This is a genomic window from Streptacidiphilus sp. EB129, from assembly GCF_041262645.1.
Classification (GTDB): Bacteria; Actinomycetota; Actinomycetes; order Streptomycetales; family Streptomycetaceae; genus Streptacidiphilus.
Window position 1 is genome coordinate 239,039 of sequence record NZ_JBGCCS010000003.1, and the last position, 15,161, is coordinate 254,199.

At 69.3% G+C, this 15,161-nt stretch carries 17 protein-coding genes; 1 reads left to right on the top strand and 16 read right to left on the bottom strand.

The genetic code is table 11. The features are described 5' to 3' along the window. Positions 1-30 precede the first annotated feature (30 nt). The 13 genes from ABH925_RS05305 to ABH925_RS05365 form a co-directional block, all read right to left on the bottom strand. The gene (locus tag ABH925_RS05305; protein ID WP_370145682.1) at positions 31-471 is read right to left on the bottom strand and encodes a hypothetical protein; all 441 of its coding nucleotides are present in this window, start codon (positions 469-471) and stop codon (positions 31-33) included. Between the two features lie 28 nt (positions 472-499). Then, positions 500-727, bottom strand: coding sequence for a hypothetical protein (locus tag ABH925_RS05310; protein ID WP_370145683.1), 228 nt, complete (start codon positions 725-727; stop codon positions 500-502). A gap of 38 nt (positions 728-765) precedes the next feature. After that, the gene (locus ABH925_RS05315; protein WP_370145684.1) at positions 766-1,164 is read right to left on the bottom strand and encodes a hypothetical protein; all 399 of its coding nucleotides are present in this window, start codon (positions 1,162-1,164) and stop codon (positions 766-768) included. A 114-nt stretch (positions 1,165-1,278) separates the two neighbouring features. Beyond that, positions 1,279-2,373, bottom strand: a complete 1,095-nt coding sequence (locus tag ABH925_RS05320) for a hypothetical protein (protein WP_370145685.1) — start codon at positions 2,371-2,373, stop codon at positions 1,279-1,281. Between the two features lie 59 nt (positions 2,374-2,432). Beyond that, complete coding sequence (locus tag ABH925_RS05325; protein WP_370145686.1) at positions 2,433-2,651, bottom strand: hypothetical protein; 219 nt, start codon at positions 2,649-2,651, stop codon at positions 2,433-2,435. Positions 2,652-2,724: 73 nt separating this feature from the next. Beyond that, entirely contained in the window at positions 2,725-3,219 is a 495-nt protein-coding gene (locus ABH925_RS05330) for a hypothetical protein (protein WP_370145687.1), read from the bottom strand. Positions 3,220-3,225: 6 nt separating this feature from the next. Next, complete coding sequence (locus ABH925_RS05335; RefSeq protein ID WP_370145689.1) at positions 3,226-3,969, bottom strand: NUMOD3 domain-containing DNA-binding protein; 744 nt, start codon at positions 3,967-3,969, stop codon at positions 3,226-3,228. Positions 3,970-3,975: 6 nt separating this feature from the next. Next, the gene (locus ABH925_RS05340) at positions 3,976-4,632 is read right to left on the bottom strand and encodes a hypothetical protein (RefSeq protein ID WP_370145690.1); all 657 of its coding nucleotides are present in this window, start codon (positions 4,630-4,632) and stop codon (positions 3,976-3,978) included. Positions 4,633-5,006: 374 nt separating this feature from the next. Continuing rightward, entirely contained in the window at positions 5,007-6,365 is a 1,359-nt protein-coding gene (locus ABH925_RS05345) for a hypothetical protein (protein WP_370145691.1), read from the bottom strand. Between the two features lie 126 nt (positions 6,366-6,491). Then, positions 6,492-8,315 (bottom strand): DUF6582 domain-containing protein, encoded by a 1,824-nt coding sequence (locus ABH925_RS05350; protein WP_370145692.1) that lies wholly within the window; start codon positions 8,313-8,315, stop codon positions 6,492-6,494. After that, complete coding sequence (locus tag ABH925_RS05355) at positions 8,315-8,524, bottom strand: hypothetical protein (RefSeq protein ID WP_370145693.1); 210 nt, start codon at positions 8,522-8,524, stop codon at positions 8,315-8,317. Before ABH925_RS05355 ends, ABH925_RS05350 begins: the two co-directional genes overlap by 1 nt. Further along, the gene (locus ABH925_RS05360; RefSeq protein ID WP_370145694.1) at positions 8,521-8,892 is read right to left on the bottom strand and encodes a hypothetical protein; all 372 of its coding nucleotides are present in this window, start codon (positions 8,890-8,892) and stop codon (positions 8,521-8,523) included. Before ABH925_RS05360 ends, ABH925_RS05355 begins: the two co-directional genes overlap by 4 nt. A 2-nt stretch (positions 8,893-8,894) precedes the next feature. Further along, positions 8,895-10,358, bottom strand: a complete 1,464-nt coding sequence (locus tag ABH925_RS05365) for a 2'-5' RNA ligase family protein (RefSeq protein WP_370145696.1) — start codon at positions 10,356-10,358, stop codon at positions 8,895-8,897. Positions 10,359-10,477: 119 nt separating this feature from the next. Here ABH925_RS05365 and ABH925_RS05370 point away from each other — a divergent pair, with 119 nt between their 5' ends. Then, a complete protein-coding gene (locus tag ABH925_RS05370; protein WP_370145698.1) occupies positions 10,478-11,074 on the top strand; it encodes an SHOCT domain-containing protein in 597 nt (198 codons plus the stop codon). A 44-nt stretch (positions 11,075-11,118) separates the two neighbouring features. On the opposite strand, the gene ABH925_RS05375 is transcribed toward ABH925_RS05370, so the two are convergent. The 3 genes from ABH925_RS05375 to ABH925_RS05385 form a co-directional block, all read right to left on the bottom strand. Further along, entirely contained in the window at positions 11,119-11,862 is a 744-nt protein-coding gene (locus ABH925_RS05375) for a hypothetical protein (RefSeq protein WP_370145699.1), read from the bottom strand. Positions 11,863-11,985: 123 nt separating this feature from the next. Next, positions 11,986-13,602 carry a phage portal protein gene (locus ABH925_RS05380; protein ID WP_370145700.1) on the bottom strand — a complete coding sequence of 539 codons (1,617 nt, stop codon included), beginning with the start codon at positions 13,600-13,602 and terminating at the stop codon, positions 11,986-11,988. After that, positions 13,593-15,161 (bottom strand): hypothetical protein, encoded by a 1,569-nt coding sequence (locus ABH925_RS05385; protein ID WP_370145701.1) that lies wholly within the window; start codon positions 15,159-15,161, stop codon positions 13,593-13,595. Before ABH925_RS05385 ends, ABH925_RS05380 begins: the two co-directional genes overlap by 10 nt.

The following is a 15,161-nucleotide window of genomic DNA, read 5'->3' on the forward strand; positions in this document are numbered from 1 at the left end:
ATAAGTGGGCAGGGCAGGTAGTCGTGCACGTCAGACGTGGATCGCGGCCGTCCAGGCACGCACGAACGCGTCCTCGACGAGTCCGGATGCCAGCAGGTCATCCACCGCCGGCCGCAGGTAGGGCCTGGGTGGCAGGTAGGAGGCGTGGTTGCGGCCGGTCCAGCCGCCGTACTCCTGGATCCCCGCGTAGACCGTGGTGGGTGCGAGCGTGCACACCCACGTGCCGGCGCCGTCCGACACCGGCAGCGGGTCAGTCCAGTTGTCGCGCAGCGTCCCCGAGATCATCGACGGCGGCTGGTTCGGCGCCGACGGCGTGGGCGTGCCGCGCTCATGCGACGTCAGCGACAGGTTCGCCCGCGCCCGTTCCCCGACCAAGCCGGCAGCGAGCTTCACCGCCTCCGCAGTGGCCGCCTCCACCCGGGCCGCCATCGCTTCGAGGGCCTCGCCAAGCTCGACGATGCCGGTGATCACGACAGTGCCCGGCATCGCCCACCCCCGGTCAGCGCCGCTTGGACTTGGCCTCCGCCTCACGCTTGGCCTTGTCGTGCCGCGCCTGCTCCGCCTCGGCCGACAACCCCAGGAAGTCCAGGCAGAACCGCTGCACATACACCGGCGTCTCCTGCAACTGGGCCCAGGACCAGCGCATCCGCTTCATCAGCAGGTAGTCCACCCACTGCGGCGGGGCCGGTTCGCTGCCGCCCCAGGTCTCGTTCAGGATGCTCTCCACCGGCAGGAGAACATCCTCGAAGTACTCCGACCCGGGGCCTACTGAGGGGTGGTGATCTTCTTGAACTCCTCGGCGACCCGGTTAGTGATCGTCAGCGGCAGACGGGCGACCGTGTCGACGGTGGGCCTGCCCAGCGGCTCCTGACTGCGGGATTCGAGGGTCTCCATCAGTGCAGCGAGGTCGCCCGGGTTGTCCAGGTCGATGTCCGCGAGGTCCTCATCTGCGGGGTAGACGTTGTGCCAGGCGACGATGACGTCGGCCATGACACTGTTCATCGCCTGCCGCGCCGCCCCCGGGTCGGAGGATTCGCTGGCCGCCGACACGGCCTCCAGCTTGTCCGGCGGCAGGAGCTTGGGGTTGCGGATGAGCACCGAGCAGCCGTCGGCGAGGTCGTCGAACGGGATGAGGATGAAACGGTTCTGGTAGCCGTCGGCCACGATGATGCTCCTTGATGCGGGGAGGGCGTCGGAGGGCGTGATCCCCGGTCGTGCCAGACGCCCTCCAAGGCAGGCACAACCGGGGAGTTAAGGAGAAGCCGCAGGCCAGGGGCCTTAGTAGGCGGCGGTGTGGAAGTTGGACAGGATGGCCTGGACGCTGCCGGAGTCGGTGGCGTTGTAGATCCCGTCGACTGCGAAGTCGCCGACGACGTACACCCCGGACATGTCCGGCTTGCCCTTCGACCAGCCCGGCGTCGACGTCGTGATCGTGAGCGAGGACCCGCCCGCGTCGACGCCGGCACCGACGGGCTGCGTCATCGTCATCGACGTCGGGCTGCTCTGCAGGGCCTGCAGATACAGGTTGTAGTCCAGGTCGTTCTCATAGATGGCCTTGTACGTCAGGTTCGAGTCCAGGACCCCGGAGAACACTTCGCGCGGCTGCTGCGTACCGTTCGAGGCGTGGATCGCCTCGGTCGCGCGCTTGAGGTTCATGGCGTACGTCAGGCCGCGGGTGGACGAGGCACCGCCGTTGGTCATGGCGAACTGCCAGCCCAGCAGCGGCGGCGGCTCGGAGAACGTCGGCGTCCCGGATTCGATGGCGCCGATCCAGCCGGTGAACTTCGCGTTGATCATGCAGATCTGCTTCGGATCCACCGTGATCGTGACGTCCGACAGCATGCAGCCCGGGTAGCCCCACGCCTCATAGCCGTTGTAGTTCGTCAGCGAGTACGTCGGCTTCGCAACCGAGTTGGACTGCTTGAACGTGTGCACGGTCTGCGAGGCCACGGCGGTGGCGGAGCTGTGGGCGTACGTCAGGCCCGCCGCGGGGGTGACGATCGGGATGGCGTACGGGCCGGAGCCGGTCGGGACGCCGGTGGTGGCGTATTCGACCTTGGTTCCGGTGTCGATCATGATGGTGGATCCGGTCGGGATCGTCGCCGCCACCGAAATCGACGTCGCACCCACCAGCGACGACGACGACAGCGTCGTCGACACCCCGGCCGTGACCGTGTCAGGGCCGATGATCCGCAGCGCATACCCGATCGCATCCGGGTACGCCGGGAAATCCAGGTCCACCGCCGACTGGCCGGGACCCTGGTACAGGCCCTGCAGGTTCGAGTCGTTGTTGCGGTACGACAGATCCTGCTGCTGGTCGTACTGGATCTCGAAGTCCAGCTTCGTGCACGGCAGGTAGTACGTCGGAGACAACCACGTCCCCTGCGTAGCCTCCTTGACCAGGCCCACGTATGAAAGCCGCCCGAGAAGCGTCACCGCGGCTCACCTCCCTCGGTGTCCGCAGCGGCAGTCCGCTTGCTCTTGGCTGATGTCCTGGCCGGCTCCACGTCGGGTTCCGGCTCCGGTTCGTCGACGACGGGCGTCCAGCCGTCGAGGAGCTCCGGATGGTCGGTGGTCTCGCCGGGCAGCACCGTGTACGGCGCATCTCCGGCCCAGGTCCACGGGTAGGCGGTCGTATTGCGCTGCAGCACGGGTGTCTCCGAGGCGTCAGGGCATGGAAAAGGCCCCCGTCGAAGCGGCGGGGGCCGAAGGCGTGGAGGGCGGTCAGCTCAGGTAGTCCTGGTCGTCCGCCAGGTATGTGATCGTCGCTTCGAGCTGGTCGTCGGACTGGCGCTCGGGATCGCCGAAAGACACGTCGATCTGGCACGGATCCTCGGCCACCGACATGAACCTGGCCCCGTGGGTCTTGTCCATCGGCAGTGCCAGCGGCCCGGATACGCGTTGCAGGACCAGGTCGACGGCGTTGTCGAGGGACTGCTGCACCGACTCGAAGTCGCCGCGGTTCGACGAGATGGGCCACAGGATCCGTAGCGCGAACTGGTAGTGAATGATCTTCCGGTTGAAGCCGAACCGTTCGATCTTCAAGCCGCGCCGCATCACATACAGCTGGTTCCGGCGCATTGGCGGAGTGCGCCGCCAGTACGCCTGCACTACACCGAACGGGCCGCCCGATCCCTCCAGCAGGCCGGGCAGCCCATCGGTAGGGTCGTATGCCGTCAGCCATGCCGTCTCACGGGCAACCGCATCCGCAGTACTCACCGGCCGTCACCCCCTGGGCTTGCGGCGGCGAATGATCTGTGACGAATGAGGCCGGTACACGCGGACCCGGCGCACCCGCTTCGCGTGCGACTGCTGACGAATGTGCACGGGCCGCCGGCCAGCACCCGGGGCATGCGCATGCACCTGGCCTCGTCGGCCGGGCCGGTGCAGTACATGCTGGCCATGGCGCGCCTTCAGTGCGGTATGCCTGCGCGCCGCCCGGCTTCTGCGAGCGGCCCCGGTCGTGCGGGGTCTGCGCTGGGCCTTCGATTTGCGGCCCTTCAACGTCGCCGACATCTTGGCCCGCGTCGCCGCCGACACCGGATGCCCCGGGTGATGTCTGCCCTTCAGCGCGGCGGACAACTTGGCCCTGGCTGTCGCAGACATGGCGTGTCCGGGGTGGTGCCTGCCTTTTAGGCTGCGGCTGAGCTTCGCCTTTGCCGCAGCTGACATGGCATGGCCCTTATGGTGCTTGCCTTTCAAGCCCCGGCTCAGCTTGGCCCTGGCTGCCGCCGACATCGCGTGGCCCTTGTGATGCCTGCCCTTGAGCCGCGCGGACAGCTTCGCCCGCGCCGCGGCGGACATCTTGTGGCCCTTGTGGTGACGACCCTTGAGCGCCTTGGAGAGCTTCGCCCGGGCCGTCGCACTCATCTTGTGGCCCTTGTGGTGCTTCCCCTTCAGGCTCGCCGACAGCTTCTTCCGCGACGCCGCCGACATCTTGTGGCCCTTGCGCCGCCGGGCGGCAGCCACGGCCGGTCAGCCCCTCGCGTAGGCGGTGTCCACGATCACGGTCGCCCGCGCCCAGAGCTCATCCGGGTCATGCGACTGCGACGCCGGGTCCAGTTCCGACATCACCAGCGACGCCACCGCGAACTTGCACGCCCGTACCAGGCTGGACGGCACGGTGGAGTAGCCGCCCGAATAGGTGGCCACGATCGTCGTGCCAGGCGGTACGAACGTCCCCAGCTGGAACCGCACGTGGCCGGTGTCGGGCTCGTACTGCAACTGGGAGGTGTCCACAGTCTGCGTCCCCGAGAACGACCGCAGCAGGTCCACGCTGGTCAGCGATCCTGACCAGAACTCCGGGTTGCGGGGCGGGAACTCCCGCAGCCAGAAGTGCCGCACCAGCATCGTCGAACCCAGCGACGCCCCGCGCGAAAACCCCAGCTGCGAGGTGGGATCCAGCGGCACATAGGCATCCAGGGCGTCCTCGACGTCCAGGCCCATGGCCCGCTGCGACTCCACCACCCCGGTGAACGGCGCCAGTCGGCGGTCGGCGTGGTCCTCCAGCATGCGGGTGGCTTCCATGAGCAGATCCGCCACCGCGGTGGTGCTGTAGTCCCGCACCAGGTCCGCGAGCGGCCCCTCGGACAACTGGGCGGCCGTGGCCAGAGGGGCGACGGTGTCGGCCATGACCGCCTCCTCTCGCTACTCCGCGACGGGGGTCTTGCGAGGACGGCCGGGACGCCTCGGGGCCGCCGCAGCGTCTGCCTCAGTTCCGGCGTCTTCGCCGGCGCCCTCAGCATCCGCGTCGGGCACCTGCGCCTCGGGGACCACTGGAGGCGCGACCTCGGAGAACCCGGCATCGCGGATGCCAAGCAGTTCCACGGCCAGGTCGTCCGGGACCTCGACTGCATCCTCGGCCGTGGTCCAGGCGTATCCGCCGGGCGCCGATCCTGGCGCGCGACTCTTCCGCAACCACATGGGGCTGCCTCTCTGCTGTATTGGTGTGCGGGATACAGCGCCCCCGGCCGACTCCAAGTCAGCCGGAGGCGCAGCGCAGGGGATCAGACCGCGCTCACCAGGCGCGAGTACCGGCCGGCGAACTTCGGGCCGCGCAGCGCGGCGCAGGTGTCCGTGACGCAGGCGAACGGCAGAACGTCCGGGCTGGTCGTGGTCGGCGCCAGCGGGATGATCTGCATGTCGCGGGTGTAGGGCCGGACGAAGAAGTTCGGGTCCTTCGGCACGAGGTAGATGTCCTCCATCGACGCCCCGCGCGCCTTCGCCCCGCTGTTGCCGCCCTGGTAGAGCGAGGGGCCGGTGACACCGGACGAGTTGGTGAGCAGGTTCGTGCCCGTGTCGACGATCGAGGTGACGGCGGTGCCACCGGTGTCGAACGCGTCGACGGTACCGACCAGGACCTCGTTGCCCGTGGTGGTGGCGCGGTAGACCTTGTACAGGATGGGGGAGGCCCCGTCCGGCATGTTGGTCGGGGTGGAGAAGCTGAGCGTGACGGTGGACGTGGAGCCGGTGGTGGTCTGCGACACCTCGGTGGAGCACTGGATCTCGCCGAAGCGGGCGATGACCGCCGACACCTGGTAGTAGTACGTGGTCGCGGCCAGGGTCCCGCCGGAGGTGGCGGTCGCGGTGGTGACCGCACCCATCTGGTTGGCCCGCGGGGACAGGAACGAGGACTCGACCAGCGGCACGCCGCGGTACGTCGGCACGATCAGGCCGGCGGCGACCTCGATCTCGCCCATGAAGCGCTGCTGCGAGGACAGGAGCTGCGCGACGGACCCGAGGATCGCGGGCGACATGATGAACATGTAGCTGCCGCCGTTGACCGGCAGGCCCGCGTTCGCGGACACCAGGGCCATGAGGGAGTCGAGGGTCTTGGTCGTGAACGTGGCGCCCGCACCGTCGATCGAGTTGGTGTAGGCAGACGAGCCGGTGCCCGGGGTGAAGTTGGAGACCAGGTAGTCCAGGCCGGAGCAGATCGGGTACAGGCCGTTGGCGGTGGCCGGGTCGTTGCCCCAGATGAAGTCGTTCTCGATGGACCACAGCATCGACTGGACGGTGCCGTCGATTTCCAGCTGGCGCAGGTCACCGACGAGGTCGCGGGTGACGGTCTGCGCGAAGCCGGTGACGGCGCCGACGGCCTGGAACAGGCGGATGTTGAACGCGGCCTGCTCGTAGGTGCTGTTGCCGAGCGGGCGGGCGCCGCCGTCGACGACACCGCCGGCGTCCGGGCGGGACACGCGGCGGTTGAAGAAGTACTGGGTGGAGCCCCACTGCTTGGCGGGGATCGCGGCCAGGAGCGGCGCGAACCGGCGCTGGTACTCCAGCAGCAGCGGGTCGATCTGCTTCTGTACGAGGGGGGAGACGGACGTGGCTGCGGTCAGCGCCTCTTCGAGCTCGGTGGGCACGGAGTGCCTCGCTTTCTGGGCATACGAAAGCCCCGCGCAGCTCGGCTGGCGGGGCTCGGGGAGTCAGGGGGTCATGCGAAAGGCCCCGCTTGGGGGGCCTTGGTGGAGGGCGCTGACGGGCTCGGGTCAGATGCCGATCTTGCCGAAGTCGCCGAGGAGGAGGTCGGCGCGGTCGTCCCACATCTCGGCGCCGGTCTTCGGCTTGGCGTCACCGTGGTCGGACTCGGTGGTGCGGAAGCCACGGCGCGGCGGCAGGCCGTAGGTCTTGGCGATCTCGGGGATGAGGGCCTTGACGGCCTGGGCGGCACCCGCGGCGACGGCCTCGTCGAGCTGCGCCTTGGTGTACGTCTCGGCGACCATCGGGGCAGCGGCGACCGGGGCAGCGGGCGCGGCCTCCGCGGGCGCGGGCGCCTCGACGGCTGCGGCCGGGGCGGTCTCGGCGACGGGCGCCGGGGCGGTCTCGGCGACGGGCGCCGGGGCGACCTGGCCGAGGAGCTGGGCGAACTGCTCCTGCGTCAGGGTGACCATCAGGGGCTGGACGGACTGGGCGGTGGTCGGGGCCGGGGTGGCGGGAGCCGCCGTCTCGGCGGCCGGGGTGACGACGTCGGTCACGGCGGACTCCTTCACTGTGGGGGCGGGTTCGGCGGCCGGGACCGGTGCCGAAAGCTGGGGGGCGGGCGCGGGCGCGGTCTCATCGGCGGGGGTGGGCGTCGAGTTGCACACCTCGCAGTCGCCGCACGGGCACGGGCAGCCGGGGCCGCCCGCCATCTGGTGGGGGACGGAGCAGCCGCAGCCACAGGGGCATCCGGAGCCGGGCTGGGGTTCGTCGGCCATGTCGGGGTCCTCCTGGTCTTCGGGCTCGTCGTCGCCCTGGTCGTTGTCGGTGTCCTCTGCGGGCGCGCCGGTGACGTCGATGTCGTCGTCGAGGTCCGGGTCGAGCGCGGTGAGGGTGTCGCAGGCCCCGGCCATGGCGGCGAGGCCGACGGCTTCGAGGTCGTGGGCGTCGAGGAGGCGGGAGGTGACGGAGACGGTGGTGGGCCCGTTGGTCAGCGAGATGTACAGGTCACCGCCGGTGCGTTCCATGTCCCAGCACTCGGCGAGGGATTCGGTGACGGGAGCGGCGGTCTCGATCAGCCAGGACTCGGCGGAGATCGTCACGCCGAACGCCTTGAGGGCCTTGATGATGCGGCCCTTGATGTTCTTGAGCTGCTTCGAGGTGTACAGGCGGGCATTGTCGGGCTGGTGGACGTAGCTCCACGCCGCCTTGGCCTTGACCTTCGTGGACAGGTCGTATCGCTTCTGCTTGTCCTTCTGGTAGCCCGGGTCGGCCCACGGGCCGCTGGACTGCGCAGCTGCCTCGGGAGTCGGCGTGGCCGCCTCTTCGGTGATGACGGTGGCCACGGGGACCTCCCAGGTCTCGGAGATAGGGGTACGCCCGGCGACCGCCGGGGCGGATTCGGACGGCGGGGCCGCACCGGGGGAGTCGATCAGGGCCTGGACGACACCGGGTGTCGCGGTGAAGTCGATGGCGTCGATCTCCAGGTCGCTGGCGGTCTGCGCCTGCTGGCCATCGACGTTGACGGTGGTGGTCTCACCGAGGAAGTAGCCGTGGATGGACACAGACTTCAGGCCCGGCGGTCCGCCGTCGGCGGGCTGTACCAGGGCAGCAATGTCGCGCGCGGGGGCGGTGTCGTACCAGCGGGCCTCGTACTTCGCCGAACCGTCTGGGGCCTGCTGGGCGGAGATGACCCGGCCCACGATCAGGCGGGAATTGTCGCCAGCCTTGTGATGAGTCCTCATGACGATGGGCAGGCCGTCCGGGTCGGCGATCCGCTCCTGCATCCGCGTCACGGCCTTGCCGATCAACTCGCGGGTGTACAGGCATCCGTTGAGGCTCACCCCGGGGTACAGGAACGTGCCGCTGAACGGCTTCATCGTCGTCATGGCCATCAGGCCCCCCTTCGGCGAATGCTGGCGCGGGTGGCCGGCGGCGGCGCGGTCTTCTTGGGTGCCCGGTTGGCGGCGAACAGTCGCAGGATCGCCTCGCGGATCCGCGGGTCCTCGTCGATCGCCGTCACCAGTCGGTCCCGGAACTCCGTGTCGGCGCGGTCGCTTTGGCGGCTGCCGGCTGGCCGGGCGGGGCGCTCGTACACGCTCACCTGCCGAACAGGGACAGCGTGACGCCGGTGAACGCCGGGGTCGTCCCGCCGAGAGTCCACGTGACCTGGCATTGCATCGGCAGCACCAGGTTGGAGGTGTACAGGCCGCACGACCCGGACTGGTGGCCGGCCGCAGTGAGCGCAGTCAGGGCCAGGGCCGCGGGGAAGACGTTGCCGTCCTGGTCGAGGAGGTCAACCTGCAGGGTCAGTGTCGGCGTAGTTCCGGTGGGGGCGTTCGCCACGAACGCGGCGAGCCACAGGTCGGTGACGTCGTGGATGTCCAGGACGACAGACGATGTGCTGCCCGCCCCGGACAGGGAGGCGCCGTCCAGGGACCAGACCTTGCGGCCGTAGGGGTAGATCGCCACAGCTACTGCTCCTCGGCGTCGGCGGATGAGGCGGATGGCGGGGGTACGCCGGGCACGTCGGCGTCGACCGGCGCGAGACTGCAGCGGCAGTTCGGATGCAGCGGTGGGGCGGGGGCGTCCGCGATCGCGTACGGGCTGCCGCTCTCCGCGTCCTGGCATGCCCGGCAGACCTTGGAGCCCCCGGCGGTCCAGTAGTTGACCATCGTCACGCCGTCGGCGGCGTACACGCTGACCGCACCGCTGTTCCAGGCCTGGCCCATGGCCACGTCGAGGTATGCGGTGACGGGCCGGGCGTCGCTGCCGGTGAGCGCGTCCCGGACGGTGGCGTACAGGCCGGTGAGGGTGAGTTTCGCGGTGTAGCCCGCGGCGAGGATCCGGGCGAGTGTTGATGCCGCCCCGGACATGATCTGACCGGCGACGGGCGGGGCCTGCCCCCAGGTGGTCAGGTCGCTGATCCGGGCGCGGGCATCGTCGTAGGCGGCCGGCATGTCGGCTGCCCGGCCGCGGATCGCGTGCCCCGCTGCGGCGCCTTCGGCTTGAGCGTCGGCCAGCGCGCTGGTGATGCTGTCGAGGAGTTGCCCGTAGGCGGGGTCGGCGGTGTTGATGCCGATGAATGCCTGCCTCGCCACGGCTAGCGCCTGCATGTGGATGGCCTGCGGGGTCTGGTCGGGCAGGGTGGGGGCTTGGGCGTGGAAGCGGGCGACGAGTTCGTCGAGTGCGATGAGTTTCAGAAGCTTCGCCCAGGCGGCGAGGACCGCGGCTTGGTGCTGCTGCTCGCGCTTTTCGCGGCGCTGATAGATCAGCGCCCAGGCTCCTTCGAGCTGGCCGATCTTGATGGTGGCTTCGAGGACGTCGGGGCGGCGGGCATTCTCGGTGGCCCAGGTGACGGCGGCGATGCATCCGGCACGGACCTCGGCGGTCATGGGCGCGTCGGGAACGGACGCCCAGCCGGTGGCGTAGGCCTGCCGGGCGGCCTCGCGGATGCCGATTGCAGTCTCGCCGACCAGGGTGTAGCCGGTGCGGTCGCCGGCGTGGACGGCGTTGACGGTGGCGAAGAGGACCGGGGTGGCCGCGATCCGGTCGATCGGCGACTCGGCGTCCGGGTCCAGGTACAGCAAGGTCATGTGCGCCGTGTGGCCGTGCGCTCGCGGCACCTCGATGCCGTGCGCCGCGAGAGCGTCGAGGGTGTCGCGGCGCAGGTCCTCGATGCCGGGGCCGTCGACCAGGGCGACGATGACGTCCTGGTCGCCGCCGGTGAATCTGGCGTGGCCGGAGATGCTGGCCTGGATGGGGGGACGGCCGGTGAGGGTTGCAGCGACCGCGCGCAGGGTGTCCTGGTCGATGTCGACGGCTGGGCCTGTGTAGGCAATGGTGCAGTGGATCTTCTCCGGTGGCAGGCCGCCGTCGACGGCGAGCTGCTCGGCGAGGTCCATCGGCGGGTACAGGGCGATCATGCTGCCGTCCACCGATCGCCCCCTCGGCTCGCCTGATTCTCGAACCGGGGGTAACCGTTCCGTAACGCGCTGACGGGGGATCACGCGCGGGTGTCAGGCTGGCGGTCCATCCATCCCAAGGGGGGACCGTCATGGGCCTGTTCAACAGCAAGACCCCGTCGGCTGACAGCGCCTCGGCTCCGATCGCCGAGTACAAGGTCGTGTACCGCGGCGGCCTCGCCAGCCTGCCGAAGCCGAAGGCCGCAGGCATCGAACTGCGCTACTGGCCGGACCGGCTGACCCTCGACCCCACCAGTGCGGCCCGGAAGTTCTGGGAGCCGCTCACCCTGCCGTACGCGGCGATCGGCGACCTGACCATCGAGCAGCGCCAGGTCAGCTCCACCGAGGCGCTGCTCGCGTCCGGCAAGGGCGGCGGTGCACGCGACCTCGCCACCCACAACAACATCCACCTGACCTACACGAGCCCAGAGGGCCAGGCGATGCTGCTGCGCGTGGAGATGCTCACCGGCCTCACCGTCAACGGGCAGGCCAAGAAGTGCGCCGAGATGCTCGACATGATCCGCGTCAACCGGATCCGCGAGCAGTTCGCCGCCGCGCCGGCCAGCGCCTCACCGGCGGGCAGTGGCTCGGTCGCGGACGAGCTGGCCAAGCTCGGCATGCTCGCCCAGCAGGGCATCCTGTCGCCCGAGGAGTTCACCGCGGCGAAAGCCCGGCTGCTCGGCCAGTAGGCGCCCCCCATACAGCCGGCCCAGTCGAGCGGGCGAAGCATCGGTCAGCTGACGGCGGCCCAGATCGTCGCCGCCACGTTGCCCGATGCCGAGCCCAGCGCCACCGAGGAGGGCATCGCAGTCTGCGACGTACCCGACGTGAGGAACCGGCTCGCCGCGGTGGCCAGGCCAGCGTTGCCGACCGACACGTTCCCCGGCTTCAGGGCCGAACCCGACGCCAGAGTGATCGCAGTACCGCCGTTGCACAGCACACCGACGTAGTAGGCGCCCGGCGCGGCGTTCACCAGCGGGCTCGTCCACGCGGCGGTGATCAGACCGGCGGTGGCGAACGCCGTGGTCTGGTCGGCCGAGATCGCGACCTGCACGCCTGCGGAGTTGAACAGGGCCAGGTAGTTCTCGGCGGCCGTCAGCGTCCCGCCTGCGGTGGTGACCGAGACCAGGCCGTTCGTCAGGGTCTGCTGCTGCGTGAGAATGACCTTGGAGAGGTACAGCACGCCCGCAGTAGTCAGGAACGCCGCTGCAGCCCCCGCCGGGTCGAACGCCCACGCGGCGAGTGCCGAGTCGGAGGCGACCGGATCGCTGTTCTTCAGGGTGGTGACGTTGCCGGAACTGTCCTTGAACAGCGGGACACCGTTCTGGGCGTAGACGACGGCACCACCCGAGGGCGTGGCCGGGGCGGTGGCCTGGTTCGTCAGCGACGCACCCTGGTTGACCGCAAGGAAGTCGACGGTGATGTTGGGGTTGTCGCGGCCGGTGACGACCGGGTCCTGCTCGCCTGCCTGGGGCATGATGCTGGTCCGCTTTCGGTCTCGGTACTGCTGGACGGTCATGGCGGGACGGCTAGCCGATCTCCTTGGGGATCAGCGGGCCGACGTCCTGCGCTCTGGTGGGATGTCCTGGCGGCATGCTGCTCACCTCCCCGCTCCTACGAGTTCTCGTGTGGGCGGCAGTTCTTCGAGTGCCTGTGCGCGCCGGGCCCGGTAGAGGCGCTGCCACGTCTCGTCCAGGGCCGTGGATTCTCTCGGGCCGGCGCCCTGGAGAGCGTCCCCGGCGAGGCCGGGCTGGTCCTCCGGACTGCCTGGGGGCGCCCCAGTTGATGCTGCTGGCGCGGCTGCCGGTGAGGCTGGTGTCACGGGATCCGCCACCTTGTGCAGTGTCACCGGTGCGCCCGGCGCTGGCGGGTCGGGCTCCAGGGATGTGCCCTTGAGCTTGAACGCGATCCCGGCCTTCGACATGGCGTTCATGTCGGCCCACCGGACGATGTTCTGCCGGTCGACCAGCACGGCCTCGTCGCCGCCCGGCACCGGGGGCTCGCCGATCTCGTCGGCGTACCGGTTGCGGGTGTAGGTGCCGTTGCGCAGCCGCATGTCGCGGATGCCCTCGACGACGGCCGAGTCCCGGTAGTCGATCTCCGGGAATTCCAGGTGCCAGTCCTCGATGCCGAAGCCCTGCTGCAGCAGATGGAAGTTGATTTTCTCCAGGACCAGCGACTGCACCGGAATGACGGTGTTCACTCGGTAGGTCTTGTCCTGGGACTCGCCCGTGCCGCCGCCCAGGTTTCCCGACTCGATGATTCCGAGCTTGCCCGGCGGGACACCGAATGTGGCGATGATCTCGTCACGCAGTTGCCGGGAGGCGTCGAGGTAGTCGGTGACCTTCCGGGGGTCGAGCACGACGACCTTGCCGTCGCCCGTGGTGATCGTCGGCGTGCCGACGGCCTTGGGCCCCAGGTTGAACACCATGTACTGCTCGCGCCACCGCTGGACCTCGACGTCCGACAGGTGCGCCAGGTCGACGTGGATGCGGGGCGGGTCGCCGCGCCGGAAGCACTCCTTGATGGTGGCCTCGGTGAACAGCCAGGCGGTGACGGGCAGCAGTGCCTTCTGTGCCGGCCCCACCCCGTAGGCGCCGCCGCGGGGAGCGTCGAGGCTGATGTGGATGACCTGTTCCGGGGTGAAATCTGCGGTCCGGGTGCCGCCGAGACCGTCGACGACCTGGACGTAGCCGGTGACCTCGCCGTGTGCGTCGGCGACGACGGTCATGGTCGTGGAGTCCAGCGGGTACAGGGCCACCGGTTCGCCCAGGAGGGACACGATCTCGATGTAGGCGTCCCCGAACAGGTTCAGGTCGATCACCGCGGACCTGAGCAGCTGCACCATGTCGTGCTGCGGGTTGACGTACCGCATGAGCCTGCGCAGCCGCGTCACCTCGGGCGAGTCCGGCGGCACGGTCCCGTCGGCGGCCATGGCGTTCGACACGACCTGCAGGCCGCCGGCGGTGACGGTGCGGGCGATCAGGTCGATCGGCGCAGCAACCCAGGGGCATGTGAGGTAGGCCTGGTAGAGCTGCGTCATGATCTGCTGGCGCTCTTGGGAGTACGCCGCAGCGGTGCGGGTCGTGGTCGGCATGAGGGCCGCGCCGTACTCGTAGCCGATGCGCTGTGCGCCCTCGCCGCCGGTGACGACGGGAGCAGACTCGGCAGCCGGGCGGCGGCGGAAGGTCTCGCGCAGGCGTGTCCTCAACCCCATGGCGAACCCCCCATCGCGACGGGAAACCCGCCGAAGGTCGTCGGAAGCGCAGCCGGGGGGCGGGGCACGGACGGGGGCAGCGCGGCCTGCGGATCCAGGCTGACGCCGGCCTCGGGCTCAGGGGCCGGGAAGTGGAACCGCGATTCACTGCCGATCGACATGATCAGATACCTGCCGCCGTCGTACCAGTGGTCTGGACCGTCGGTGTCGACGTCCTCCGGCCGGTGCGGGTCGCGCGGCAGTTCACCCATGGTTTTGGTGAACTGCGGGCACGCGCCGTCCAGGACGTGCAGTAGTGGGCATGTCGCCCACCCCAGCTCGCGGTGATGTGGGCAGGCGGGCGCCTCGGCGAGGTAGGTGTGCATGCGGGACTTACCGCCGAGTCGGTCATTATCGGCTTTGGTCAGGTGCAGGCCCTCGGTGGCCATCTGATCAGCAGGCGGCAGGGATGATCCGGTCTTGCCCCACATCGCTGGATCCGCCGCGATGACCTGCACGTGGTGGCCGTTGTTGGCGTCGAGGACCTGCCGTGCCTGCTCACGCTCCGGGGTCTGCACCATCGTCAGCTCGCGGTAGAACCACAGCCGCCCGTCGCCGTCGCGCGCCGCCGCGAGATAGACAGACGGCGCCGCCCATCCGTAGTCCATGCCACCACGCCGCTGCCACGACGCCGGAATCTCGAACGGCGGCACGACGATGCGGTCGCGCTTCCAGTCAGGGAATGCGGCGTCGGGCATCGCGGACCAGTCCCCGTCTTTGATCCGGGCCCGCAGGTCGGGGTCGGCGATGCCTTCGAGGCTCTTCTCGTAGTCGCCGACATAGGGGTTGTCGCTGGCTTTCGCGGGGATGAAGATTCTCCGCCGTCCGGCCTTGTCGACGATCTCTTTGGTGCCGTAGTCGGTGGCATCTACGTAGTCGTCTTTGACGACGCCGTGGCCGATGTGGCCCGGATTGCTGGCCGAACGGGCACCGAGGCAGGGCACGCCTTCGACGCCCGATCGGATGCGGGTGTAGAGGAAGTCGACGACGTCGGGCGGCATCGTGGTGCGCTCGTCGATGATCAGCATGTTGATCTCGGCCGAGGAGAGCGCTGCGGCCTCTTCCATGTTCTTCGCGTGCGCGAACGTCAGGATCGAGTTGCCGGGGAGCCGAAGCTCGTACTTGGAGCCGTTCCACTGGCCGCCGACGCCCTTGGCGTAGTTGTAGCGCGCCAAGTTCCGCAGCACGGACTGGTTCAGCTGTGGGAACGTCTTGCGGAACCAGAAGATCTGGATGCCGGGGAAGCGGATGCAGGTCCGGATCGCAAGGGCGAGAAGTGATGCACTTTTTCCCCCGCCCCCCGCGCCTCCATAGAGGACGTCTAGGTCTATATCTGGCAGATTGAGGAAACGCTCCTGCGGGCATTCACCGCACATCGACGGCAGGTCGGCCTCGGGGACACCGGACAGCCGCGCCAGGACACGTGGCTTGCAGACCGGCTCGAATCCGAGGACCTGCAGGGTGTCCGGCTTTTCGAACTCGCGGGCCGCGAACTCGGCCCAGTCCATGAGGGCGGTCAT